General features: G+C 41.8%; 19 protein-coding genes. 9 read left to right on the forward strand and 10 right to left on the reverse strand.

What is annotated here, in order from left to right:
- Positions 1-4: 4 nt before the first annotated feature.
- On the reverse strand, positions 5-2,353 hold the full coding sequence (locus tag QYC40_RS04325; RefSeq protein WP_301992600.1) for a TonB-dependent receptor: 2,349 nt from the start codon (positions 2,351-2,353) through the stop codon (positions 5-7).
- 318 nt (positions 2,354-2,671) lie between these two features.
- Between QYC40_RS04325 and QYC40_RS04330 the strand changes: the two genes are divergently transcribed.
- From QYC40_RS04330 to QYC40_RS04340, 3 genes are read left to right on the forward strand one after another with little or no spacing between them, the layout of a single operon-like run.
- Positions 2,672-3,514, forward strand: a complete 843-nt coding sequence (locus QYC40_RS04330) for a hemin ABC transporter substrate-binding protein (RefSeq protein ID WP_301992601.1) — start codon at positions 2,672-2,674, stop codon at positions 3,512-3,514.
- 1 nt (position 3,515) lies between these two features.
- Entirely contained in the window at positions 3,516-4,550 is a 1,035-nt protein-coding gene (locus QYC40_RS04335; protein WP_301992602.1) for an iron ABC transporter permease, read from the forward strand.
- Positions 4,551-4,553: 3 nt separating this feature from the next.
- A complete protein-coding gene (locus QYC40_RS04340) occupies positions 4,554-5,369 on the forward strand; it encodes a heme ABC transporter ATP-binding protein (RefSeq protein WP_301992603.1) in 816 nt (271 codons plus the stop codon).
- Here QYC40_RS04340 and QYC40_RS04345 read toward each other — a convergent pair.
- From QYC40_RS04345 to QYC40_RS04360, 4 genes are all read right to left on the reverse strand, one after another.
- On the reverse strand, positions 5,352-6,323 hold the full coding sequence (locus QYC40_RS04345; protein WP_301992604.1) for a helix-turn-helix transcriptional regulator: 972 nt from the start codon (positions 6,321-6,323) through the stop codon (positions 5,352-5,354). The genes QYC40_RS04340 and QYC40_RS04345 overlap by 18 nt on opposite strands.
- A gap of 86 nt (positions 6,324-6,409) precedes the next feature.
- Entirely contained in the window at positions 6,410-7,225 is an 816-nt protein-coding gene (locus tag QYC40_RS04350) for a siderophore-interacting protein (protein ID WP_301992605.1), read from the reverse strand.
- Between the two features lie 43 nt (positions 7,226-7,268).
- Complete coding sequence (locus tag QYC40_RS04355) at positions 7,269-8,408, reverse strand: alpha/beta hydrolase (RefSeq protein ID WP_301992607.1); 1,140 nt, start codon at positions 8,406-8,408, stop codon at positions 7,269-7,271.
- Positions 8,409-8,534: 126 nt separating this feature from the next.
- Positions 8,535-9,194 (reverse strand): DUF6266 family protein, encoded by a 660-nt coding sequence (locus tag QYC40_RS04360; RefSeq protein ID WP_301992608.1) that lies wholly within the window; start codon positions 9,192-9,194, stop codon positions 8,535-8,537.
- Positions 9,195-9,498: 304 nt separating this feature from the next.
- Here QYC40_RS04360 and QYC40_RS04365 point away from each other — a divergent pair, with 304 nt between their 5' ends.
- From QYC40_RS04365 to QYC40_RS04380, 4 genes are all read left to right on the forward strand, one after another.
- On the forward strand, positions 9,499-12,636 hold the full coding sequence (locus QYC40_RS04365; protein WP_301992609.1) for a DUF6493 family protein: 3,138 nt from the start codon (positions 9,499-9,501) through the stop codon (positions 12,634-12,636).
- Positions 12,637-12,640: 4 nt separating this feature from the next.
- Positions 12,641-13,975, forward strand: a complete 1,335-nt coding sequence (locus tag QYC40_RS04370) for an SWIM zinc finger family protein (RefSeq protein ID WP_301992610.1) — start codon at positions 12,641-12,643, stop codon at positions 13,973-13,975.
- Positions 13,976-14,045: 70 nt separating this feature from the next.
- Complete coding sequence (locus tag QYC40_RS04375; RefSeq protein ID WP_301992611.1) at positions 14,046-14,231, forward strand: hypothetical protein; 186 nt, start codon at positions 14,046-14,048, stop codon at positions 14,229-14,231.
- A 313-nt stretch (positions 14,232-14,544) separates the two neighbouring features.
- Positions 14,545-15,429, forward strand: a complete 885-nt coding sequence (locus QYC40_RS04380; RefSeq protein WP_301992612.1) for an SMP-30/gluconolactonase/LRE family protein — start codon at positions 14,545-14,547, stop codon at positions 15,427-15,429.
- A 14-nt stretch (positions 15,430-15,443) separates the two neighbouring features.
- Here the strand turns inward: QYC40_RS04380 and QYC40_RS04385 are convergent, their stop codons facing one another.
- From QYC40_RS04385 to QYC40_RS04405, 5 genes are all read right to left on the reverse strand, one after another.
- On the reverse strand, positions 15,444-16,727 hold the full coding sequence (locus QYC40_RS04385; protein ID WP_301992613.1) for a sensor histidine kinase KdpD: 1,284 nt from the start codon (positions 16,725-16,727) through the stop codon (positions 15,444-15,446).
- Positions 16,728-16,836: 109 nt separating this feature from the next.
- Positions 16,837-17,151 (reverse strand): hypothetical protein, encoded by a 315-nt coding sequence (locus QYC40_RS04390; protein ID WP_301992614.1) that lies wholly within the window; start codon positions 17,149-17,151, stop codon positions 16,837-16,839.
- A gap of 755 nt (positions 17,152-17,906) precedes the next feature.
- Entirely contained in the window at positions 17,907-19,712 is a 1,806-nt protein-coding gene (locus QYC40_RS04395; RefSeq protein ID WP_301992615.1) for a hypothetical protein, read from the reverse strand.
- A 49-nt stretch (positions 19,713-19,761) separates the two neighbouring features.
- Positions 19,762-19,929 carry a hypothetical protein gene (locus QYC40_RS04400; protein ID WP_301992616.1) on the reverse strand — a complete coding sequence of 56 codons (168 nt, stop codon included), beginning with the start codon at positions 19,927-19,929 and terminating at the stop codon, positions 19,762-19,764.
- Positions 19,930-20,307: 378 nt separating this feature from the next.
- Positions 20,308-24,015, reverse strand: a complete 3,708-nt coding sequence (locus QYC40_RS04405) for a two-component regulator propeller domain-containing protein (RefSeq protein ID WP_301992617.1) — start codon at positions 24,013-24,015, stop codon at positions 20,308-20,310.
- A 322-nt stretch (positions 24,016-24,337) separates the two neighbouring features.
- Here QYC40_RS04405 and QYC40_RS04410 point away from each other — a divergent pair, with 322 nt between their 5' ends.
- The gene (locus QYC40_RS04410) at positions 24,338-25,363 is read left to right on the forward strand and encodes a GntR family transcriptional regulator (protein WP_301992618.1); all 1,026 of its coding nucleotides are present in this window, start codon (positions 24,338-24,340) and stop codon (positions 25,361-25,363) included.
- 192 nt (positions 25,364-25,555) lie between these two features.
- Complete coding sequence (locus QYC40_RS04415; RefSeq protein ID WP_301992619.1) at positions 25,556-26,878, forward strand: glycoside hydrolase family 28 protein; 1,323 nt, start codon at positions 25,556-25,558, stop codon at positions 26,876-26,878.
- Positions 26,879-26,909 lie beyond the last annotated feature (31 nt).

The following is a 26,909-nucleotide window of genomic DNA, read 5'->3' on the forward strand; positions in this document are numbered from 1 at the left end:
GTTATTATTTTTTGATTATCCGATAGGATAGACCCACAGTGCTAAGTCTTCCCATTTGTCCTGGAATCATGTAATTGATATAGTTCGTAACATTATCCATGTTCACGCGAATGGATAGGGGGAATGCATTGAACTTCTTTTCTATCCCGAAATAGTAGATCACATGATCGTCTACAAAACTGTCATAACGATCAATAAAGCGGTTACCATTCATATCCATGAAGGGATATTTTCCGCGAAATATAGCACGCGCACTGAACGTGATATTCCAAGGCTTGTATTGATAGATTAAACCAACATTAAACTGATGCCTTGAGCGGTTCTCCAATCCCCAGTAGTCAGCAACCGTTGCGGTGTAAGAGTTCCCAGTTTTCGGGTCATGAATATTCTGACTATACGGCCATACGCCTGCCTGTATGCTATCTTTTACCGAGAGGTCTTTAGCGATCAGGTATTGGTATCCGGCAGATACATTCAAGCCTTCAAATAATTGCATCCGCATATTTGCTTCGATGCCCTTGTTGATAGCGCTAGGAAGATTTTGAAAGGAATACACCGCCATGTTGCGTTGTCCCGTAGCGACCTGTATGCTATTGATCTGATTGCGGAGCTTATGATAGAACACATTTAACTCGATATGGCTATTTTTGAAAGGTGAATAGCTGAACCCGCTGTTCAATGACATGTTCTTTTCAGCGTCCAGGGGTTGATCCAATTGCTTCAGCACAGCGCTTCTTATTTCGGACAGTTCACCTGCCTTATCCATCTGATCTAAGGTTTCACGTAAAACCTCATTGCCAAGTACATAATAGTTTGCGGAAGGATTATAAAAGACCTGATATCTTGTTCGGAAGTCGGGGGCTTTGAATCCGGATGCTATCCCTACTTTCCATTTTAAGCCTTCGCTTAAAGCTAGGGTAGCACCCAAGCTAGGGCTCAGTTGCGAGCCATAATTTACCGTATGGTCAAAGCGTAATCCTGCAGTAAGAAGCGTATATTTTCCAAGGTTGTAATTCCCTTGTCCATAGGCAGAGGCAGTCAGTTGATGGCGATTGTCGAAACCTGCATCCAGATTCATTTGCTCAAGCTGTGCCATAGCGCCAAGCGTTAGGTTAAATCCTTCGCGATGATAAGCTGCTTGATGCTCTATCTTATGCACAGCCTGTTGAAATTCATCGCTCGCCAGAGTCGCCAAGCCTTGCTGCGCACTAACATCAATATCCGATCGATAGTGTGAAAAATAATAGTTCGTCATGCTTTTCCACTGCGTATTCCAACGCTTGTCGTAAGTCAATGACGCGTTCATATCGATCTCACGTTGCTGGTCGGAAATCTCATAATCGCTGGAATACTTGCGCATCATGTTTGAGCTTCGCGTATTGGCACGTAAGCTCAGGCTTAGGAAGTCGTTAGCTTCATTTAGCTGATGTCGTACTTTCCCTTGCAGAGCGAAATTAGTGTATGGAGGAATCGTAGTTCCTGCCTCCATATATCGTCTATTATTGTTGAATCCATCTGTTCGGTAGTAATTGGTTGACAGTAATACATAGCCTTTGTTTTGGTTGAAGTTGCTTTCCGCTTCGGCGGTAATATCCGTCATGTTATAGCTGCCATAGCTGGCTTGCACATGCAATTGCGGCTGTGTATTTCCGAAGCGAGTAATGATATTGATGGCACCACCAAGGGCATCATTGCCATATAGACAGGAGGACGCGCCTTTAATGATCTCAATACGTTCGATATTGGAAACCTGTATTCTCGATAAATCCATATTGCCAGACTGCCTACCTAACAATGGTTGTCCGTCGATAAGAATCATGATGTATTGGCTCGACAGGCCTTGCATTTGCACACCTACAGAGCGGCTGCCGCCAGCAGTATTATTGACAATGGCCATTCCGGTTTGCTCGCGGAGAACTTCATCCAAGCGTCGGCTACCGAGCAATTCGAGGGTTCGACGATCGATGATGGTGACTGGCATTGCAGCATTTCGAGGATCGATGAGGGTTGGTCTTCTCATCACAGTTCCGATGACGGATACCTCTTCAATTTGCTGATCCGCTTTCGATAGGCGGAACTGGAAATCCTGCGTGTTGTAATCAAGGATAATAGTCCCCGTATCGGTTTGATAGCCGATAGCCGAGATGTAATATTTATAAACTCCAACGTATTGAGGGCGGGTTTCGAAATATCCTTTCCTATTTGTTTGTGCTTGAATTTGATCGGGTTGAAATTGTAGGGAAGCATTCGCGATAGGCAATCCCAAACTGTCGACTACATAGCCCTTTATCTTTGCTTTTTGTTGTGCAAAAACTGGAATGGTCGCATGTTGGAAAAGTACTGCCAAAAGCATAAAAGTGTATTTAAATTCTATTCGCAAACTATTTATATTGTTTCTAAATAATGATGCAATATTCACCAATATTCCCGACAATATCTTTATTCAATACGTAGTTAGATTTGTTCAAATTGTACGTTTTTTTGTGCCATTCAGATTTTTAAGGCGAATGATAATTTTATTGAAAGAATAGTAAAGCAATGATTATTAGCATTTTATAAAAATAAACTCGAGTCCATCACATTGTTGATTTTGTATATTTTGCGCAATCTGATTATTTGGAAACATTATAAATAAGTGTTCTATTTGTGCTCAATATTAGTACAACATAACATGAAAACTTATCCATTATTACGAACCCTTTTCCTCTTGTTGACCTTTGTGTCCGTCAGTTTTTCAAGTTTAGCAAACGCCCCCAAACGTATCATTTCACTTAGTGGTGCTATCACCGAAGTGTTGGATGGACTTGGTGTTGGCAAGCAAATAATCGCGGTCGATCTGACGAGCGACTATCCCGCCTACATTTCCCAATTGCCGAAAGTTAGCAAGAATAGAAGCGTTACTATTGAGGCTCTTAGTTCCTTCCGACCAGACTTAGTTTTGGCATTAAAGGGCGAGTTATCGGCCGATATCCAAGTGCAGTTGCAGAAGTTGAAGATTCCTTTTGTATTGGTGACGCAGGAGTTCTCGTCCGGCGGACTGCAAAGCTTTATCAAAACCATTGCAAAAGCTGTTGATCAGGAACAGAACGGTATAGCTTTAGCCAGTAAGTTAAGCCAAGATCTTTCCAATTTAGCGAAGAAAACGAAGCACTCTTCTCAAAAAATCCTATTCATCTATGCTCGTGGGGCAGGCCATATGAGCGTTGCTGGACAAAACACGTCCATCGATGCGGTGATTAAAGAAGCCGGATTCCAAAACGCCATGAAGGGCTTTATAGGTTTCAAAACGTATAACACAGAGGCATTAGTCGCTGCCAATCCAGATGTTATCCTCTTGTTCAGTTTTGGGATTTCAAGCCTGGGGGGCAGTGAGGGGATTCTGAAGATGCCGGGTGTGAAGTTAACCAATGCCGGCAAGAATCAGAAAATCGTCGCTATGGACGCCACATTATTGAATAATTACAGCCTTCGATTGCCAGAAGCTATTGCCAAACTACAAGACCTTGTGCTATAGCATGAAATATAAATTTATATACCTTTCGCTGTCCGCTTTGCTCTTCTGCATTATCATCTTCTCGCTCGGAGCAGGTGCCATGCAAATACCTTTCAAAGAGGTGATCCTGTTATTGTGGAAGAGCGTAGGGGGCGGAAGTTTCAGTGAAGACGACGAACTATTAAAGAATATCTTAATGGAGATTCGTATTCCGCGAATTCTCTTTTGCACGCTGATTGGCGCGATATTGGGGATAACCGGAACTGCCATACAGGGTATTTTCCGCAATCCCCTGGCCGAGCCGGGGTTGGTCGGAATTTCATCCGGAGCATCCTTTTTTGCGGCATTGACCATCGTCTTTGAAGCCAGTTTAATCGCATTGATCGGTAATTCCCTAAACCTATATTTAATTTCAATTTCAGCCTTCATCGGTGCTTCCCTCGCTGTAGTTCTTGTTTATCGCATTTCCATCGTGGAGGGTAAATCGAACATCGCGACGATGATTCTTGCCGGTATTGCGATCAATGCATTAGCGGGGGCTGCAACAGGCTTGATGAGCTATATGGCAAGCGAGCAACAACTAAGGAACATCACATTCTGGTCCTTAGGAAGTATGGCTGGCGCGACTTGGGAGTCCGTCAATATTCTTCTAATCTTCGCCGTCGTATCTGTAATTCCCTTGTTATTTTTTGGCAAGGCGCTCAATCTATTTGCCCTAGGCGAGTCGCAGGCCGAAATGATGGGATTAAATACCAAAAGACTCAAGGTATTGATCATCATTTGTTCCACGCTAGCCGTTGGGGTTTCAGTTGCCTTTGGCGGAATCATCGCGTTCGTTGGCTTGCTCGTGCCGCATACCCTTCGCTTAATCGGATCTGTCGACAATCGTTTTTTATTGCCCACCTCATTGCTCGGCGGGGCGATCGTATTGAACCTTGCCGATCTGATTGCAAGAACCATCATACAGCCTCTAGAACTCCCTATCGGAGTCATTACGGCATTAATTGGAGCGCCGGTATTTTTAGGAATTTTATTAAGAGAAAAAAGAAAGTTATAGCTTATGATACATATCCAAGGACTGAACTATGCTGTTAAGAATCGCACGATTATCAAGGATCTGAATATCTTTATCGATAAGGGCGAGTTTGTAAGTATTATCGGTGCCAATGGTGCTGGAAAAAGTACCTTATTGAAGCTGATTGCTGGAGAACTGAAGAGCAATAGCGGACAGGTTGTTTTGCGAAATAAGGATGTAGCAGATATGACGATGAAAGAGATGGCGATGTTCCGCGCCTACCTGCATCAGAGCAACGTCATGGACATTCCCTTCACTGTGGAAGAAGTTGTCGCCATGGGCAGATATCAGAAGCAAGCTTGTGCGAATGAAAAAGTAATCCTGGAAGAGTGTATTCAGATCTGTAATCTGATGCATATTCGCGATCGTTCTATCCGCGAGTTATCTGGCGGTGAGCAACAGCGCGTACATCTGGCGCGCATTCTTGCGCAGCTTTGGGACGCGGAAGAGGGTATTTTGCTCCTCGACGAACCAATTTCGAGTATGGATATTCAGTATCAACACCAAACTTTGGCTATCGCCAAAGCATTCTGCAAAGTCGGATTCACCGTGATGGCGGTATTGCACGACCTGAATATGGTTGCACAGTATAGCGATCGCGTAATCATGATGAAAGGAGGAAGGGTATGGTGGTATGGCAGTCCGAATGAAGTATTCAAACAGCAGCACATCTATACCATCTTCGGAATAGACAGTCTGGTGCAGATCAATCCTAAAAATCTATGCACCGAGATTCAAGCCATACCGATCGAATATGACCTGCAAGAATTCAATTCTGTGATGCTAGCCGCTGTTATTTGATCGAAAGATATCGCTCGGTAAGATTCCGTAATATTTTTTGAAGGCATGTGTAAAGCTTGCCTGATGCTTAAAGCCTACGAGCGTCGCGATCTCATACATATTCTTTTCCTCGTCGAGGATGAGGCGTTTTGCCTCTTCCATCCGAAGACGGGTGATAAAATTATAGATGGTTGTTCCGAAATAGCGCTTGAAACCATTACGCAGTTTAAACTCATTTAGGAGGACAATCTTGGAGAGTTGACGATGTGTCGGCGGATCAACAAACTGTTGTGTCAAGATTCGCTTCGCCTCTTCAAGCTTCAAGATATCCTCCGTTCTAATCTCTTCGGTATCTTTCGCTGCCGCCAATCCAAATTGTTCAAACTGATACATGATCAGCTCCAAGACCTTTGCATTGGTAAAAATCTGCTTTAACTCGTTTTTTTCCTTTGTTTTTGCAAGCTCTTCAATGGTATGTAGCATCTCCATGGTCGCCGGTAAATCCTGATCGAATATGGAAACAGCGTTTCTTTGCCCCATGCGCTGCTTGAACTGTTCATGAAGCGGGTTGTAGATCGTCACCAAATTATGGTAGAAGCTAGGCGTCATGACCAATAGAATGTATAAACATTTCTGCTTCTCCGGAACATTATGTTCCTCATTCAGGGTCGGTAAATAGCGGATATTATGTTTGCTGAAGGTCGGTTTATTATGCTGGTTCATGCTGATAATAAACTGACTAACAATCGCTTCACTATCAATCTCAGCTTGTATGCTCGCGGCTTCACTGAAGAACATTTCTGCCTGAATAATAAATATGCCCCGACTTAAGATTTGATAAGAGCTGATGTTAATAGGGTATTTGCTGATGCTGATGTTTTTTTCAGATAAAGCATTGGGTGCAGTTGTTTCTTCAGAGAGTTCCTCCCAAAACAACCACTCATTATGTTCCTTTATCTTCGCCCTAATTATCATTTTGCCTAGCAAAGATAACAGTTATTTATAATTAATCTAAATAAATAATAAGCTTGTTACTAATCTTTAATTCAATCCCTAATTCGTTAATCCGCTTTCTCCCTTCGTCTTTCCGTAGCCGATTGATCCTCAGCATCTCCGGCTTTCCAATAGGAGAATGCATAGAACTGTTTGTTTGTCCAGTTCAGTTCTTCACGGAAGTATTGACGCAGGATTTTTACCGTATTATATTCGCAGGCGACATAAGCGAAGCTGCTTCCATTGATCGGGACGGCTACTTCTTTTGCGAGCTCGGACAGTACGCTGCCAAGCTCCGGATGTGGATTCAAAAGCCATTGAATGTCAAAACCCGGATGCTGAACCTCGGGATGAATATCCTTTTCCGTAGCCACCTCAATTAAACAAGAGCCTTTAGCGGTCGGAGGCAGGCTCTCGAGGATGCAGCATAGGACAGGAATGGCGGTCGCATCGCCAATCAGAAAATACCAGTCGGACTCCTGATAATGTATCGTCGGTCTTATTTTCATGGCTACGCCCAATTGCTGTCCGACCTTCGCCTTAGCGGCCCAAGCCGATGCTGGCCCATTATCCCCATGATTTACAAAATCAATTGTTATTTCTTTTGTTACCGGATCGATTGCGCGATGGGTATAAGTGCGGACTATTGGTTTCAACTCCTCTGAAGGGTGAACCCAGTCGCCTTTCGCCTGATCAAACTCGGGGAAATGAACATCCGAAACGCCTGCTGGCGGAATGAAAATCTTGTTATTCGCTCCTAATGTACATTTATCAAAGTCTATGTCCTCATCCGCTTGAAGCTTGATGCGAATATAATGGGGGGTCAGTTTTTCTTTACGACTGACACGGAAAACATAACGGGAAATTTTGGGCTGCTGCATCATAGAAAGGATCGGGATTTATTATCATGTTAAATATTATTTTCACTTATTTGCTATTCATCTGTAGGCTCCAATAGTCGAAGAAAGCAGGGAAGGCCAATTGCCAATGGGCTGCTCCATGTTTACCATGTTCGTTGATATCCATGAAAATCGTTCCTTGATAATTCTTGGTCAGAAACTCCACATATTTCTCCAGCTCTTTCTTCATGTCGTTTTCTTTCGTGTTTCTATCAAAGCGCTTTTCCTTGCCACCTACATAGAAATAGAAAGTTTGGCTTTTATACTCCTCGGCACGCTTAAGCAATTGTTGCAAGGTTTTGAGATACAGCGGTTCTTCATCCATCCAGATGGAAGGGGAAAAAGACCCGATCGTCCCAAACACTTCCGGATATAGTATGCCTGCATAGATGCTGATGAGTCCTCCAATGGAGCTGCCTAGCATCGCCGTATGCTTGCGATCGTTGAGCGTGCGATAATGCGCATCAATATAGGGTTTCAGCTCATGTACGATGTCGTCTAAATACAATTGACCCTTCGGATTTTTGATTTCATCCGTTGCCGAAAGCATATATTCTTCTGCCCGAAGATCATAGTTTGCCGCATGATAAATAGCGACGACGATTGCGTCATGCTCCGACGCATCAATCGTGTCGTCTACCTTCCACTCCACAGGACCGGAACGGCCGACGGAAGTGGCTTCATCAAAAAGATGCTGACCGTCATGCATATAAATAACCGGATAGCGCTTATCCGATTGTTTATAACCTTTCGGCAAGTAAATCAATACCTTTCTGTGCACATCTAAGTTCGGAAAATAGAAATGCTCATCCAATATATTGACCTGCTCGCTCGCTGTGCTCGCTGGATAGTCATCACGCCATCCTTCAATCGTCATTTCCAATTCAGACTCCTTCGAGTGGTTGAGCCATACCGCGGGAGCAAGCTGCCCGTTTGCATCCGCAAAAAGCGTTTTAAAACTTCCTCGCGATAACTTGAGCTCATGCTCGCCTGCTTTGACTTCCTCCAAGGTGTAACTTATAGAGCCGCCTTTCTCGGGTATTGTGCCAATCAAGACCTGCTCCTCCGACCAATTATTGAAGGTCCCTGTCAGGTATAGTTTTTCGCCAACGTGCTTTTCATCCAAATTGATGATCCGTAAGTGTAAGGGGAAGTAGTGTTTCGTCATTCTCTTTAAGTTTTAGCAGCGTAAAGGCCATGGACTAGCTGTATAACTGCTTAATTTAGAGAGTTTAGACCATATTAACTAAAAATTACGCTACTTTATGACGAAACCCTGATAATGAATCCCGCTCTACATCTCGATAGGACCGACATATCGGCTATTGGTGCTCCGAATTGGTATTTCAACGGAGGCAAAGGCGATATAAATATGGTGGGTGATGGTCGAATCATAGCTTAATATCGTCAATGTCTGTTCATTTTCTTGCATATTATTGCCAGCACCAAGCCCTTGCACATTCCAATTGTCCAGGTCGCTTGGAATAATCAAGATGTACGCACGCATTTGATGTCCCCTTAAACGAAGTGCTACATCATCATCGAGCTCCCAACGAAGTGTCAACTGTTTACTGCCGCGGTTTAAAGAAAAAGAAATCTCCTTAATCGGATCGGGCATATCCCGGCTGAATGCTAAATTGTTCCAATCGATGAATGCCTCCGCTTTCTGGCTCTTAACGGCATTTCGAAGGTTATACGACATCGCACGATTGTAAGCCGTGCCATTGCCGGCACCAAATTGAAAGCCGAACTTCACAAACTGCAGCATACAAATAACATACTGCTGTACAAGTTTAAATTTGATCCGGGTCATTTGAACAATCTCGGAACGCTTCTTCTCAATGCGCCGAGCAGGAGCCGATCGCACATAACCTATACCATTACGCTCGTAAAATACAACATTCCCAACCTTGCCGGAGACGCATCCGTTTACCCCGTTTTTAGCTCTTGCCATGTTTCTATTTGTTTTAAAATATTTCCTTTAAATTAATCAATCTAGATAAATTCAGGTTTAACGAATTGTCAAACCTTTATTAACCCATATCATACCCGGTCGGGAGCGGGTTTACATGGGTTTTGAAAGGGCTTTGAAAGGGTTTTGCAAGGGGAGTGATTAGAAGGAGGGTGGACGAAGCATCGTTTGGTACTGCCACATTCTTGTAGCTAATTGAGGTTATAATAATGTTAAGGATCTGAAAATGCTTGGCATTACCTCTTTTAATTTATATTTTAATGTGTTTTATAAACTTAGGAATTATATGTTTAAGCACCTAAAATATATTGATGGTACGTCGGATAAATTCTGGGAAATACAGACCTCGGGGGATAGCCATACGGTTACTTATGGTCGGAACGGGACCGACGGGCAATCAAAAACGAAAACTTTCGATACCGAAGAAGCCTGTTTGGCCGATGCGGAAAAATTAATTCGCGAGAAAACGAAGAAAGGTTATTCTGAAGATGGGACTGTGGAGGTGCAAAAAGCGGTGCAGAAGGATGGGAAGTCTGTTGCGAAGACGTCTTCGCAGCAGCGAAAAGAAGAGGTTATGGAAGCCTTTCGCCATTTGATAAGACATCCGCAAAACGAAGCGGTGTTGCCGTTTTTGCAGGAATACGCGAAGGGCAATTTAGAATTGCTGAAAAAGGAAATTCGCGGTGCTAAGCGTTTTTATGCTTCTTATGTTAACTTGGATAAGGAGCCGGAGTATAAGAAGCATAACAGCTATTCTTGGGGTCAACGTGGAACGAAGCAGCAGATACGTATAATCAATCTTTTGGCATTGGGTACCTTCAGTTTAACGGATACGAATTCATCGCCTGAGTTTGTCGAGTTGCTGAATACGCCAAAGGATCCACAGGTTGCGGCGGTGTTAGAATGGGCACAGCACGATTGGTTATCGGATTACTTAGCGCAGCAATTGCAACGCAACGGGTGGCTGAACATTAGTTACGATAATTTGCGGGAGTGGGAGCGTCGAGGAATGATGCAGTTCAATCCGGAGCTGTATGTGAGTGTGGTGGCTTACTTTCCCCGAGCAGTGAATGATAGCGCGCATATCGACCGATATATAGATGAATTCTGTGCGGACGACATTTCGGTAAAGCGCGATATACCATTGGTTTTTGAATATCCGTCAAACATCAACGCAGTCGCTTACAAGTGGGACTACAATAGTAACGATATGCAATTGCTTTGGCATGTGGTTTTTCAAAAGCTGTTGGCGCAAGGCAAAATGGAGCGTGACTTTTTGATCCATAAGTCCTTGGAGATTCAAACTAAAAGCTGGAACAATTCACAGAAGAGCGTTTTCCGAGAACTACTCCTTCTCACAGGTTTAGATGAGGCAGAACTTATAAAATATCAGCATACAATTTTTCCGATGTTTCATGTCGAAGAGTCTGCTCCGATAAACTTTGCGATTAATTTGTTGAAGCCTGTCTTAGCGCATCCGGATTTCGATCGAGGAGAATTTCTAAGCTGGATAAGCCCTATTTTCATGCGTGCGGATTTGAAAGGCGCTGTGAAGACTTTAATGATTCAATTGGATAAGGTATTAAAGGATTATCCACAATTTAAGGAACAGGTCAGTCTATTGGCTGCCGATACGTTTATGATACCTGACTTGCAATTGCAAGATCGGGCGACTAAATTTATTCTGAAACATCAAGAAAAACCTTCGGATGAGTTAACAGAAAAACTCACGATGTATGCCAGTCAGATGTTAGGTTCCAATGCACAAGATTTGAAGCCTCTCATGGGCGACGCTGACGAATTTTATAGCGAGGAGGAGATATTATCGACTTTGACCGGCGGGGAAGCGGGCAGCTATGTCTATTCACCCGACCCGACGGTAAAGCTTCAGGAGGAAATCACCCTTCCGTCGGAATGGAATGATATTCTATTTCAATTGGGGCAGGTGCTGCATTCCAAGGATCCTATTGAAATGGAGATTTTGATGAATGCTTGGACGCTGCAGTTAGCAGACTTCCCTGCGGATTATAAGCAACAATTAACGCCTTATTTGAAGCAACTACGCGATACCTATTCGGAATCTCATTGGTATCAGATATTTTCCCATATATTCTATAGCTATCAAGAGAATAGCGAAAAAATATATGTTTACAAAAATAGATATGCAAAGACGCTTTCTTTAGTCAATCTAATGAATGATCAGATGCAGATGTGGCAGGAGCGTTGGCGAGATGGAATCCATTTGGAGGCATTGAGCCTACCAACACATAAACCGTTTTGGGTTGCGCCGCATGCCTTGGTCGATCGGATCATTGCGCATGAAAAAGCGGGGGTTCCGTTGAACTTAATCGATTTGTCTATTGCACTGAGTAGAGCCCCGAAAGAACAATTAGTGGGGATTGAAGAAAAAATTGACAGGATAGAGGATAAGGAGATCGTTTCGATATTAAAGTATGCTTTTGGTTTGAGTGATCAAATCAGCGTCAAAAAGGCGAATTGGTTTGGGAAGATAATGGAGGGTAATTCAGAAGAGAAGAATTTACTGCTAGGAATATGGGCGACGATTGCTCGCATCAACTATCCTGACGGTGTTTTTTCAGTATTTGAAAACTCTAGCCTTGCCAACGCGCCCACTGTGATCAAGCCATTTGACCCTAAACTGTCCATCCAACCACACTTTGTTCAGCAATATAACTATCAGGAGAAAGTTCATGAGCCATATTTAGTGGGCAATGAATTAATCATTGAATTTCCTGTATTTAAAGCTTATCCAAAAACCTTACTCGCTGGTTTAGATATTTTTTCGCGTGGTTCGAATCAGTACCTTGGTTATTACGCCAGCGATTTGGATGTTCGATACGTGCACAGCTTATTGCCCCAAAATACGGATAGCCTGGCGATTTTGTATACCTATGCCTATAACCGAATGGCAATTTGGGGAACAAAAGACACGAAAGCATTTTTGGAAGAGATGCTGTATCCGTTTTATGTTATTCGGGATCACTCGGCACTCTATGTGGCCAGCAGTTTTTTCAATGCCGATAAAACCGTGCGTGCGGTCTGCGTCGAATTATTTATACAAACTGTCGAGCAGAATCGTTTTCCTGTGGATCTCGTGGCGAATTATTTGCTGTTTTTAATGAACGGCGAGTACGGACCGATCGGGCGTTTGGCAGATGTGCTGGAACAAAGCAAGGATATATCGGCCAAACATAACCAGGCCTTATTGGCATTGTTGCTAGCAACTTTGAGCGGTTTGGAGATCAAAGAAAAAATGCCTACCAACTTGAAGAAGCTATTCGATCTTTTTTACGATTTGCAGCAGAAAAGCAATTTGGAGTTAACGGAGAACTTGAAGGTTTCCTTTAGGCGATTTGAGGCTTATAAGTCCCTTCAACCTTTACTGAAAAAGATATTAAAGTAAGATTATGGCAACTGTAGATTTTGATATAGCCTACAAGGGCAGTTCGGTGCTTTCGCAGCAATCTGGAATTCAGCGCTTGGTGCTATCGCATCAGGCAGAGATAAAGGAGGTAAATGAGGTTCCTTGTTTTTTCTGGGGAAGTCTAACCGATCCCTTGACCACCGCAAAATGCCTGACGGCCTTATCGAAGGTGGTACGGTCTAGTTTCGGGCCGATTCCTGCAAGTCTTCGCGATCCTATTGTCTCTGCCGGTACTGACCAGATTCGTTTCGAGGGATTTTCCTCCTGCAATGGTGTTTATGCACGTTTAGACTTGTTGGAAGATGCAATCGATGGTGAATTTCTTGCAAGTGGAACCACCAACGTCGATTTTAATGAACCGATGTTGAATGCATTGAACGCAGTGAAGAAAACTGAGAAGATGGTTTTAGGGGTAGGGAGCAAGGAGGTGTCGATCAGTACCGATAAGGGCAAAGTGGTAGAGAAGAAGGTGAGATTACCGGAACGTTGGATTAAGGGATTGACGTCCGTGCAGCTATACTTAGCGGGTATGGAGGAGAAGTTCCGGTTGAACAAAGTGCAGGTCGTCCAACTTTTTCAGAGCATTCCACGCGGTAATGTAAAAGGGGAGTTTTTTCTGCATCAGCGTGCGAGTCGTTTTGTATTGAGTCCAATCGCCGGTAAAGACTCCGTTCGGATCGGCGGTATACAACGCCTACGTTTGTTGGAAGGGATTTTGCCCTATATAGACAGCATGACGGCCTACCAGGAGGTCGGCGGGGAGAGCTGTTCTGTCGTAGCCGATTTTAAGAATATGCGTTTAACATTGGCCCTTTCGCCGGATAGTTATCGTGGTTTTTCGGGTGAAGGAAATGTTTTAGAAAATATGATACAGGCTGTTCCGGATGAATGGGTAATGGGTGTCAATTCGCTGTTGAAATCTAATGAGCTGTTTGATCCTACGATGCTTTCTATAGAGCATGATGTGGATTTTGCGACGATGGATAGTTTGACGGCATCGTTGTCCTCGGTAGGTCTTCTAGGTTATGATCTTCATAGCCATCAGCATTATTATCGCCGATTGCCTTTTAAGATGGAACGAATTCTATCTTTAAATCCGCGATTGAAAAATGCAAAGAAGCTGCTCGCTACAGAAGGGGTAGAGATCTTAAAGAATACGGGAGACTATGTTGAGGCGCGTGTTTCGGGAACCGATGTAACCCATACGGTGATCATCCAAGGAGAGCAGAGTCGCTGCACTTGTAATTGGTTTACGAATCACCAGGGCAAGCGCGGTCTTTGCAAGCATATCCTCGCCGTTAAGATAATTAGTAATTAAAAGAGAACATTTTTCTGCTTTTGCTTGTTTTATAGTTGACATCGATGGTTGAACTAAAAATCAAAAGCAGATGAGTACACATAATAACCAAGGGCGCTCCAAGGCGCCGGCAAATCATGCTACGCAAAGTAAACAGTTCCAAAATAAGGATCATTTGGATAGCCGAGAGCATGAAGAAAATGAATTCAAGGGCGAAGATATTACGCACAATAAGAAGGAAAAGAAAAGCGAGAACAAGCAGCAGAGGGACGAGTAGTAATAATAGTATAAAGGCGGTAATTTTTGATAGATTACCGCCTTTACTATGATTAATATAGGCTGAGACTCGTTACTCATATTTTTCCCGGGGATACAGGACTTTCTTTGACGACTTTGCCGTCAATTTACCATTGTATTGTTTTCATACCATACGACAGTTGGAAGTTTCACGCATTCGATTAATTTTCTTATTTTCAGTCTACAATCAAGCTAAACTACATATGAGACGACTAACGCTAATTTCTATACTTTCTCTTTTTATGTCTTATAATTTTGCGCAGACCACAAAAATAGAAGTTTTAAAACCGGAGATGCAGAAGATAATAGATGCGAAAGCTATTATCGAAAATCTAGGTGAGGGCTTGCAGTGGGCGGAGGGGCCGGTTTGGAATAAGCGTGGAAATTATCTTTTGTTTAGTGATCCTCGACTGAATACGATTTACAGATGGGATAAGGAAGGAGGATTAAGGCCTTTTATAAAGCCTTCCGGCTATGAAGGAACGGACTGGTATAGCGATGAACCTGGCACGAATGGTCTCCTGATCAATAAGGAAGGCGAATTAATTGCCTGCGATCATGGCAATCGTCGAATTACGAAAATCGACCTTTCAACGAACGCTAAATCAGCTGTTGTTGACAAATGGGAAGGAAAGCGATTCAATTCTCCAAATGATATTTGCGAACATCCCTTGGGATATTATTTTTTTACAGATCCTCCCTATGGACTTCCTGGACGTTTGAATGATACGAGCAACAGGGAAATCGTGCAGAACGGTGTTTATCGAGTTAATAAAAAGGACAATTCGGTTGAGCAAGTAATCAGCGATCTTGCGAGACCGAATGGAATCGCGGTTACTCCTGATGGAAGCAAGTTGTATGTTGCACTAAGTGATGACTCGAAACCCTACCTGATGGTATACACATTGGAGAAAGCGAACATCAAAGGAAAGGGCAAAGTTTTTATTGATTTTGAAAAGGCATTTCCTACGGAAAAACTGCGCGCAGATGGAATCAAGGTTGATAAAAAGGGAAATGTATATGCCGCTGCCGGCGATGGCGTTGTCGTTATTGGGCCTGATGGGACAGCAATTGGAAGAATTCGCTCGGGTATTCGCACGGCAAACTGTGCATTTGGTGCCGATGGATATCTTTACATGACCGCTAGCGATCGCTTGCTTCGTGTAAAACTGAAATAAACCCCAACTGATGCTTATTTCGGAAATTGAATTAGAAAAGTCGTTCCTACCTTCTGTTGACTTTGGACTTTAATTACCCCGTTATTAGCCTCTACCAATTCTTTCACGAGGAATAGCCCCAAACCAGTTCCTTTTTCACCAAACGTACCGTAGCTAGGTTCTGCGACCTGCTGAAAAAGGTTTTTCATCTTGGCTTCCGACAAACCTTTCCCCTCGTCGCTGATAGCGATCTCCAGCATGGAATTGTATTCCTTGGTCGTTATCGAAATATTTGTCCCAGGCTGACTAAATTTAATTGCATTATCGAGTAAGTTACGCAGGACAATACTTATCTGTATCGGATCGGCATCAATACTCGCTGAAGGATGGATGTCAGATATGATGTTGATACCTTTTTCCGAACGACGAACTTCAAATGATTCGACGGCATTGACAATCAAATCATGCAAATGAATCTTGTCTTTTTTTGTTTGTATTCCGCCCATGTTTATTCTACTCCACTCTAACAGGTTGTCTAAATTTGATCTTAGACTTTTAAGCTGTTTATTGATTAGCAGAATCGAATTCTCACGATTCTCGGTATCAGACTTATCGTTCGTAATATAATCCATCAACATGGAGGTAGCCTGAAGGGGCGAGTGTATATCGTGCGCAATTACTGCGAGCAGATGCTTTAAATCGTTGTTAAGTTGTAAGATCTTCAGACTTTGTTCCTTAATATGTTCTTGATATTTGTTTTGAATGGATTGGTGATAAATTACCAATGCAGCCAGAAACAAGAGCCCTAAGATCGAGTTGAGTATCAAACGGTCTCTACCTACATCTTCCATGAAAGGGAAATCGTAGATATGGAACTTTGGAATGATTACCGCCAGAGAGACCAATATAAAAACAGTGATTTTAGTCCGCTTTTGTTTAAATACCAGTAGGCCGATGGTGAGGACGATTATTAAATAATATTCTGTTAAATTAGGTGATATAAAATTAACTGAGATTAGAACAAATACAAAAACGATAAGAATCCAACTTTTTGCAATTTGGTGTTTTTGTAGGCGGTTTAATCGGAAACTGTATAGGATGCTGACGACGCAAATAAAATTGAGGATGCCAACTAATGGGAAATGGACAATATTGTAAATTCCATAGATGAAAATAATGATGGTAGTGAACAAAGCGATCGTATTGACCATTTTTATTTCTTTGCGCAAGAGAAAGCTAAAATCATCGGATACACCCGTCAATATGATTCGTTTATACACGCGATTAACCTGAGCGATAACTTTTCGTAAAAAGTTCATAAAATATATTTGCTAATGAATTGGATTTCCACTCTCGTGTGATTGTAGCTATTGAGCTACAAAACTATCTATTTTAATTTATGTTTATTCATTTTAGCATGTATTTGAATCAAAAATGACATAAAGCACTGAAATTAAAGCTTGCTTCGCCTTTGCTGTTATTCTTGAAAAATGTAGTGAACAATTCTACTAAAATTGCCATGAAGTTGGGAGTCCGTGGGGGCTGCAACGCCATCTGCTGAGATCGAACTGTAGTTCCTGCACTGTTGCCGTCATTGATGGATCCCGTTTTGTTACTTTGTATTAGAAAAGTAACATTGCTACCGTCTTTTCGCTTAACGGAATTAATGACCTTTCTCTTGTATATACCAGACTGGTCGAGTTCGGCTGCCAAAGCAGTCGTGCTAGTTAATGTCTTTGGCATAACAACAACGGTTGAACAGTATATCAAGTAGCGAAGCTCCTGTCTTTTGAAGAATTTAGATAAACCACTCCCAAGCGTCTGATTGCTTAATTCTTTACTTATTTTTTTGTCGCCAAGCATGTCGTTTTTACAGATAACTCCTTGCCAGTGATCTTACTAATCCTGTTAAATATGTTCTCTATCGTTATATTTTTCTCTTTCATGTTAATTTTAGCAAAGGTTGATTCGTAAGGAAAATGACAACAAAGTCATCAATAGGATGTCCATTATTTGCGTAATATGTAAGCTTTTCATAAGTATCGCTATACAATTTAGGGAATAGGTGTCCTTTGAATAATAATTATTATTCATAAATTAGTGGTGGATTATGGTTATTTTACTATTAATAATTCCAGAGCAAAGGAGTCGCAGACCTTTGCTCTTCTTTTTTATAATGATGGCAAGGTAGTATTTAGTAGTTAGTATTTAGTAGTTAGTATTTAGACCTATGGTGGACTATCCTCTGATCCTTAAATCCTTCCTTTCTTGGTTCAAAGACAATACATCCTTCCTTTCTTGGTTCAAAGACAATCCATCTTTCTTTTTTTGGTTTAAAACAAACGAGCAAAAACAAACGAGCAAAAACAAACGAACAAAAGCAAAGGCGCCTAATCGGCGCCCTGCTCTAATATCTGACGTCTAATATCTAAAATCTACAGCCGCCCTAGGTCTAAATACTAACTACTAAATAGACTAACTACTAAATAGACTAACAACTATTTTCTTACACAGCGAATAGGAGTAAGCGTAGTTGCTGACATATTGTGGTTAGACATCATGACGCCCTGAAAGCTACCATTTAATGACTGGGCAAAAGTTTCTTGAGTTTTTGTTCGCCAATAACCGTGCGTTTGTCCATAATTTACAGGGTCTCCAGGATTGAAATCAATCGTTGGCCCACCTATGCTTGTTTTATAGCCTATGGGTGAAAAAGATAAAAAGCCATTAGGATAAGCCGGAGCGCCAAGTGCTAAGGTGCCTGGGTTGATCTTTAAATACCAACGGTAATTACTAAGTTCCGGTTGTTCCTTATTTTGCAGATTATGAAGTTCATCGATCTGTGTTGTGGTTGGTAGATCCCATGTTCCTTCCGGGTAAACCAGTTCACATATATTTTTTCCTGTAGTGCCGATGCTGTATATATCGTTTGTGAAATAATCACCGGCCGGTACCGCAGTCCTTGTATTGTAAACTGGATTATCGTAGCGGAATTTATAGGCTTGTCTTAATCCAATCGAGGTGTTGGCCGCGGTAGCATCGCGCCATAAATCTGCTCTAGCCCATTTTGTGTTTCCGACGGTAACCGGCGATTCGACAAGCTTAATGGATAGGAGATAGCTTTTTCCGGGACGCGCAACAAATCCAGGAAAACTAAATGTTTTATTGCTGAACATTCGCTCTACCGCAGTTGTTTGAGGCGTCACAGAATTCGTATTATCTTCGTTTACACGTTGACTTGTCAATATAATGGAATCTATCGTTACAGTAAAACTTCGCGTTTCAAGCCCGTTGGTTGGTGTGTAAAAGGTGTATCGTTTCTTTGTATTCAAGTTTAAAACAGAGTCGGTTCCAACAGGTACCACGTATGCGGAGCTATTATGGTTATAAACCCTTGTCAAGCTACTTATTGATTGCGATATACTGGATAGTGAACTATCGCGTAGCGAGAAGCTCGCTGTTGCCATTCCACTGTCGTCGGTGAAACGAAGACTAGCATAAGTAACAGGCGCAAACATGCCTCGCGAATTCAATTCAACAATAATTTTTGAGGTCTTACGCGTCAATACAAGATTATTAATGGGGTTGGTTCCATTAACAACATTACTAGTTGTAATAAGGCCTTTGGAATAAGCAAAGTCATGACGGTAGCTCGTACTATTCGATGTCGGGTAAATTGGAATTGTGTACGTCGGTGTAGGTGTGTTTGCATATTCAGGTATATCTCTCGTATTGTTGTAGGTATAGGCATACCAAACATATTTGGTATTCCGATTTGCTGGGATCGATACGGCAGCCGATCCGACTATGCCTTGGGCCTGCCCGACGTAGGTGCCTGGTGCACCGCTTCCATTGTCTGTATATAGGACGACACGATAGGTTACACCGCTTTCCAGATTAACAAGAACTCTAGCAGCTTTGTTTTCGGCATTGGAAGAAGTTTTAGTCGAGGATCCGATGATTACCTTTCGCTTATATTCCTCTGGAATATCTTCAGAAATCGTCATGATCGCATCTACATCGCCTAAGCTCACAATTTCACTTTGTGCTGATACTTTTTTCACTTGTTGCAACCTGTTTCCGGATGCGCTTGCATCACCGTTACTGTGATGGTCAGCGATATCTGGCGTATCTTCAATCGAAGCTAATGAAAAGACGATTGTAGTTTCATTTTTTGCAACATACGGAATTTCGGTCTCGCTTTCAGGGCCTGTTTTTTTACAATTGCTTAAGGATAGGATGAGTGCTAGGCCAAAGAGAAAACTCAGTGGTCGATTAACACCAAATAGGTAATTCCTTTTCATGGGGGCGTTTTTAAATTTTTTTGTGTGTGTTTGAGAGTGACGCAAATGGTTACATATCGTAAGTCTTAAAACTTCCGGTCGGCGTGTTATCCCATTCTTCGATTTTTGGCTCATTGCTAGTCCCGCCGGTATTGACCGTGGCTGAACTCGTTGCGATGGACTCCTCCATTTCAATAATTGTTAATTCAATTATTGGCTGAACATATTTTACCTTCATCTCTATATGTTTTATCAGGTAGTTAAAATAATTAGTGCTCGTGTGTGATATTGGTACAAAAATAGAGAAATAGGGCCTTTAAAGAATGTGACGACGGTCACATTTAAGATTCTTTTAATGATTTTTGTAGTAATTCGATAATTCTTTGTAGATATTTATTGCTTACGCAATTAACTTTCTTAAAAAAGTAAAGTAATACAAAATAGACGTTGAGGCTACATTTTTAATCGTTTTATAAAAAACAATCGGTTGATATTTTCAAATTTTCATTGAAAATAGCTCCTTTTTTAATGAAATTGAATTTAAATTATAACGAAAAATGTATAGGTTCGATTAATAAGTTAATTGGAGGGGGTAATAATTTTACTTCAGTAGTTACTAAGAGTGACTCTTGGCATATTCACTTGGCGAGTATCCGAATTTGGCTTTGAAGGTTTTTCTAAAGTACTCAGGATCGGAGAATCCAACCTGATAGCCGACTTCGCTCACCATCCATTTTTGCTCCTTCAATAGCTGCTGTGCTCTCTTTAATCTGAGCTCTTTAATAACATCTGCTAAGCCCATTCCGGTGAGGGATTTAATTTTTCGATATAACTGAGCTCGACTCAGACCAATGGATTCTCCGATATGCTCGATTTTCAGTTCGGAGTTGCTCATGTTGCTTTCAATGAAAGAAAAGACTTTTTGTAACAGTATTTCGTCCGGCGACTGCGTCGATGTTTGACTGGGTTCCAGGCTGATGCGTTGTTGAAACAGTTCCTGTTGTCGAAGTCTTAGTATAAGTTGGTTTTTTACTTTTAGTGATAGTATTGGCAATTGGAACGGTTTAATAATATAATCATCCGCACCGATTGCCAAGCCCTCGATTTCCTGTTCTTGTAGGGACCGAGCCGTTAACAATAAAACAGGTATATGCCGCAACAGCGTGTCGGATTTTATCTGTTGTGTAAAGCTAAGCCCATCTACTTTGGGCATCATGACGTCCGAGATAATCAGGTCGGGCATCACCTTCTGCGCAGTAGTAAATCCTTCCTCACCATCATACGCTTGAAATACAATATAACTGTTACGGAAATAATCAGCTAAATAGTTATTCATTTCTATGTTGTCCTCTACAATCAGAATGCTGCATTTGCGAGGTAATATGTCGCTTGATGGTTCCAGGGAACTTGCAGCTGGCAGCATTTGATCTTCTCTACCTTTGCTAGAATCTATGGTTTGCTCTTCGAACATATCCTCCGTAAGTGGTTTCGGTAATCGAATTTTGAAAGCAGTAAGCGGTTGTCGTTCTGAATGCGATCGGCTTTCGACACTGATTTGCCCGCCTAGTAAACTTGTCAGATACTTGCTGTAAGTTAATCCTAATCCGGTTCCTCCGGCGCTTTTATGTTTCCCTTGTCTAAATGGTTCGAAAATACTTTCCAGTTCATCCTGTGCAATGCTTGGGCCGTTATTTAAAACGTCGATGTCTACATGATTATCATTGTTTTTTAAACGTACCTTTACAATGCCTTTCGGCGGCGTAAATTTCAATGCATTGGAGATTAAATTGATCAAAATTTTCTCAAGCTTATCGGCGTCAAGTTGTATGATCAATTTGGACTGGGACGGATGGTAGATAAGGTTGATGTCTTTCTTTCGTGCTTCAAGCTTAAACGATTCAATTACATTGCTTGTCAATCTATTGACGTCGGTAGGTTCGACAGTTATCTTTTCCTGCCCCGACTCCAGCCGTCGGAAATCGAGCAATTGATTTACCGTTCGTAGGAGCCGGCGACCATTGTTTTCCATCATCTCAAGCTGTTCTGTGGGCTTTTTATCCCTAGAAGCAGAAGCCCAATTTTTCAACTGCTCAATTGGTGAAAGGATCAAGGTCAATGGCGTCTTGATCTCGTGGGAGATATTCGTAAAGAACTGCAATTTGTTTTCTTGCATTTCTAGCTCCTTCTCATAAATTATGGCTTCATAGGCTAATTTAGATTTTAATCTTGTGTAACGCGTGCTATAGTAGTAAAAAATATAAAGCAGGAAGAGCCCTATCGCAAAATAGAACAAGTAGGCCAGGGGAGAGGCCCACCAAGGGGGTAAAACGTCGATTTGAAGCGTTGATGCTTTTTCTGTCCAAACGCCATCACTGTTCGACGCTTTTACTAACAGCTTGTATTTTCCGGGAGGCAAGTTAGAATAGCTAGCCTCTCGTTTGTTTGAGCTGGTATAGATCCAGTCCGAATCGAAGCCTTCCAGCATATAAGCATATTTGTTTCCGTTGGGATTCGTGAAGTGTAAAGCCGCAAATGCCACTCTAAATGTTTTGTCCGCATGGGTTAACTTGATGCGCTCGGTTAAATGGATTGGGCGTTCTAAGACAATTCTATCATTTATTTTCTTGTTGACTTCTACCGCTTCGTTTAAAATGTTGAGCTCTGTGAATACAATTTTTGGCGGCTCCGGATTCGTTCGAACGCTATCGGGGGAGAAGTGGCAAACCCCTAAATTGCTGCCGAAATATAAACGGTTCGCTGATTTGCTGTTAAATATAGCGCCCTCGATGTTATCTGTACTCAGCAAGCCATCGGTATCTGAGAAGGTGCGTACTTGCATCTTTCCTTTTTCTATCCTCGAGATCCCTTGCTTGTGGCTAACCCAAACAAATCCTTGTCTATCCTGCGTCACGCCTGCAATTGTTCCAGACGGCCACAGGTTGGAAATACGGCTCAGCGTTTCAATACGTTCGTTTTTGGTATGATAAAGGTCAAGGCCATTTCCGGTGCCTATCCAAATATCGTTTTGACTGTCTTGAAATAATGCGTAAATCCTGTTGTCGCTAAGGGTGTTTGTTTTCTTTTCTTCGTGACGCAGATGTCTGATAATTTGAAGTTTTCCTGCTGCGTTTTCTTTTACTATAAAAATTCCATTGCCTTCGGAAGCCAGCCAGATACGTCCTTGTTGATCCTGTAATATTGTCCAAAAGTGGGGTTCTGCTAAAAACTCATTGAATTTATAATATCGGAATGACTGATCTTTTCGAGTCCATTTAACTACACCTTTCCAAGTGGCTAACCATATGTTCTTGTCCTGATCTTCCATGATGCCATAGACAGGATTGCTCTTGATGGAGCTGTGATGTAATCGTTCGATTTGATCAGTAACTGGATTATATCGATCTAAGCCCCCTTGATTACCTATCCAAATGATTCCCTGAGAATCACAGAATACTTTTTTGATATAATTGTTTTGTAGGGTATTGGGGTTGCTGCTCTCGGATTTGAACTGCAGAAACTCCCCCGTCTTTTTAACGACTGTAATTCCCTTGCTTCTAGTACCGACCCATAAATTTCCCTGTTTGTCCTCCGTTAAGGAGCGTATCGTGTTCTCGGCAAGCGATTTTTTGCTTCCGGGGTTATACATAAGGGCATGAAATGGTGTAGCCTCTAGATACGCTCTGTTGATGCCGTGGGAGTAGGATCCTAACCAAAGCACATGCTGATCGTCGAGATAAACGTCACTGATGTAAGCATCATTAATAGCCCAGGGGTTAGCAGGGTCTTCAATATAGAACTTTTGTGCCCCTGTTGGCAGATATGTCTCAACCAAAGCCGTTTTATTGTTGTCCAGATGCCACTGGGTCTGTTGAAATTGGAATTTTACGTTATAACGGTGATCCCGCCTATTAATCTTGCCGAGGAGTTCCGACGGACCCTTCTCGTACGGGACGCGCGTGAAATCGTCGGTTTGGTAATTGTATTTACTCAGGGTTTTATCCTCAAAGGTGGCGACCCACAAATCGCCTTTGCTATCGACCAGAATATTATGAATTCTATTGTTAGCAATTGTATTCGGTTTCAGTGCATCATATCGGTAGATTTTGATCTGATAACCGTCGTATCGGCACAAGCCCGACCAAGTTCCGAACCACATAAAGCCATATTTATCCTTTGCTATTCCATGTATTGTGTTGTGAGGAAGTCCATTTTCGGAAGTAATATGGTCAAATTTTAAAGAAAGAAACTGAGCATTTGCGCTTCGGGTTATTCCAATTTGACAGAATAGCCAGGTCACACACAGCATATTTAGGATCTTTCTCACAGGTAAAATGTAGGTTTCAGTCTATAGAACTCTAAACTATGAAAAATATAGGAAATTGGATATTGTTTCTCTTGCCTTATTTCTGTTACGGAGCTTGGAATTTATTCGATATTGCCTTTTTTAGCATTAAATCAATTGTTTTTGATTCAATTTTCAGGGGAATCTGATTCAATTTTACGGTATCAGAGAAGAAGGCTCGCACTACCTTTGAGTTATACGAATTGAGGTAAACCACCAATTACTACCTCAGGATCGTCCATGTTAAACCTATATTCTTAATGTTATGGAGACTCTATTTTTAGCCCCTAACACCCGTGCTTCAATGCATAGTGATTTAATCAAATTTATTAAAATCAACGCATTTTCTGCGACACCCAAATATGTGCAGTTGGCAGATGCAGTGATCGATGCTATACGTTCCGGCATAGTTGAGGTTGGTGATTCTTTACCTTCAATCAATGATCTGAGCTATTTTTTACAGATAGCACGCGAGACGGTTGAGAAGGGGTATCGTAAGCTACGGAAGGAGGGCGTAATTGCTTCGACACCCGGCAAAGGATACAATGTATGCATGCGTCCCTTTATCCGCAGGCGAATTGCGGTTTTTCTGAACAAATTAAGCGTTCATAAGAAAATCGTATATGATGCGCTGGCGAAGGAAATTGGCGATCAAGCCTCTATAGATCTTTTCGTTTACAATAGCGATATTTCGCACTTAAAATCTTTAATCATGGGCTTGTCGCAAGACTACGATCATTTTGTGGTTTTCCCTTACTTCAAAGAAGGACGTGATAAAGCTGCCGAAGTGATTTCCCTCATTCCAACGGAGAAATTAGTATTGCTAGGTCGCGATGTTGAAGGCTTGACGGGCAATTTTCCAATTATTTGTGAAAGCTATGAAAACGATATTTACGATGCGTTGGAGAGCATTCGCGAACCACTATCTAAATATGATACAATAAAACTTGTTTTTCCTGATCATTCCGATTATCCGAAAGCCATCATCAAAGGATTCTATCGGTTTTGTCATGAATATGCTTTCGAGCATTTGCTGGTAGACGAGGTGGCAGAGGAGGAGATTGCTAAAAGTACCTGTTATATACTTTTAGCGGATAATGATTTGGTCGCTCTTTTAGAGAAGGTGCAGTTGAGTGGCTTGGCAGTGGGTTCTGAAATCGGCATCATCTCCTATAATGAAACGCCACTAAAGCAATTTATTCTTGATGGTATTACCACCATTTCTACAGATTTCAATCTCATGGGAGAGTATGCCGCCGCCAGTATATTAAACAATAGTCAGGCACGTCTAGAGGTTCCATTCTACACCGTGCTTCGACCTTCCGTTTAATTTTAATAATCCGTTTTTCGGGTTAACCATGCAACCTCGCCTGTTTATAGCCTCTACCGGCAGGACGGGGCGGGTTGCTTTGATCCATGAAACTTCTGTAGTTTAGAATCAATTAATCATATAAACTATTTGCCTTCTGCTGGCGCATAAAAGCATTTCAAAATTTAAACTGCACTTCTAATAAAACAATTCATGAGAAAGCACCTGATCAATTATACTTGTTTACTTTTCTTGTTGCTCGGCGGCAATAAATTAAATGCTCAGAACAAATTTCCGGATGGTTCTGCTATTCCTGCTTGGTTCAATGATTACAAAGAAACAGATGTTAATCAATTGGGAAAGCAGTTTAAGATTACCGACTACGGTCTTGTTAATGATAGTACGATTTTACAGACAGAAAAGATTCAAGCCGTGATCGACGAGGCGGCAAAGCAAGGAGGGGTTGTGGTAATTCCCAAAGGTATTTACCTCAGCGGTTCCCTGTTTTTCAAACCTAAAACTCATCTCCACCTAGAAGAAGGAGCCGTATTGAAAGGAAGTGACGATATCAGCCATTTTAAGCTACTAACGACGAGGATTGAAGGGCAAACGGTTAAATACTTTGCTGCGCTTGTCAACGCCGATAGAGTCGATGGCTTCACCGTGTCCGGCAAAGGAATGATTGATGGAAATGGTCTTCGTTATTGGAAAGCCTTTTGGTTGAGAAGAGGATTTAACCCCTCTTGTACCAATATGGACGAGATGCGACCTCGACTACTGTACGTGTCTAATAGTGATGATGTGCAGATATCAGGCATCAAGTTGAAGAACTCTCCCTTCTGGACCACACATTTCTATAAATGCAATTACCTAAAGATGTTCGATCTAACGATCACCGCTCCTGCAAAGCCTGTCAAAGCGCCGAGCTCTGATGCGATTGATCTGGATGTATGTAATCATGTTTTAATCAAGAACTGTTACCTCTCAGTGAACGATGATGCCATTGCGTTGAAAGGTGGGAAAGGACCTAAGGCACCTGAAGATCCAGATAACGGCGCAAATTATAACATCATCATTGAAGATAACAAATTTGGTTTCTGTCACAGCGCTTTGACCTGCGGAAGTGAGTCTATTCATAGTTATAATATCATCTTTAGAAATAACGTACTGGACCATGCTCGAAAAATGCTTCAATTGAAGATGCGTCCGGATACCCCTCAGGAGTATGAAAAAATATTAATCGAAAATATCTCCGGAACGACCAATAGTGTTTTGTTCATCAAACCTTGGAATCAGTTTTTTGACTTAAAAGGCGAGAAAGGAATCAAAAAATCTTATGCTCACGATATTACGATAAAGAATATAGACTTGCAATGCGATATCTTTTTTGATGTGGTAAACTCAGATCAATATGAATTAAGAGATTTCCATTTTGAAAACTTTAAAATAACGGCCAAACAAGGGGCATTGCATAAAGACTACATTAAAAATCTGACATTGAAGAATGTCAATATCAACGGGAAAATGATTAAATAATAGATTATAGGTTGAAATGCAGAGTGGCGAT

Source organism: Sphingobacterium sp. BN32, assembly GCF_030503615.1.
In the GTDB taxonomy this organism is placed as follows: domain Bacteria; phylum Bacteroidota; class Bacteroidia; order Sphingobacteriales; family Sphingobacteriaceae; genus Sphingobacterium.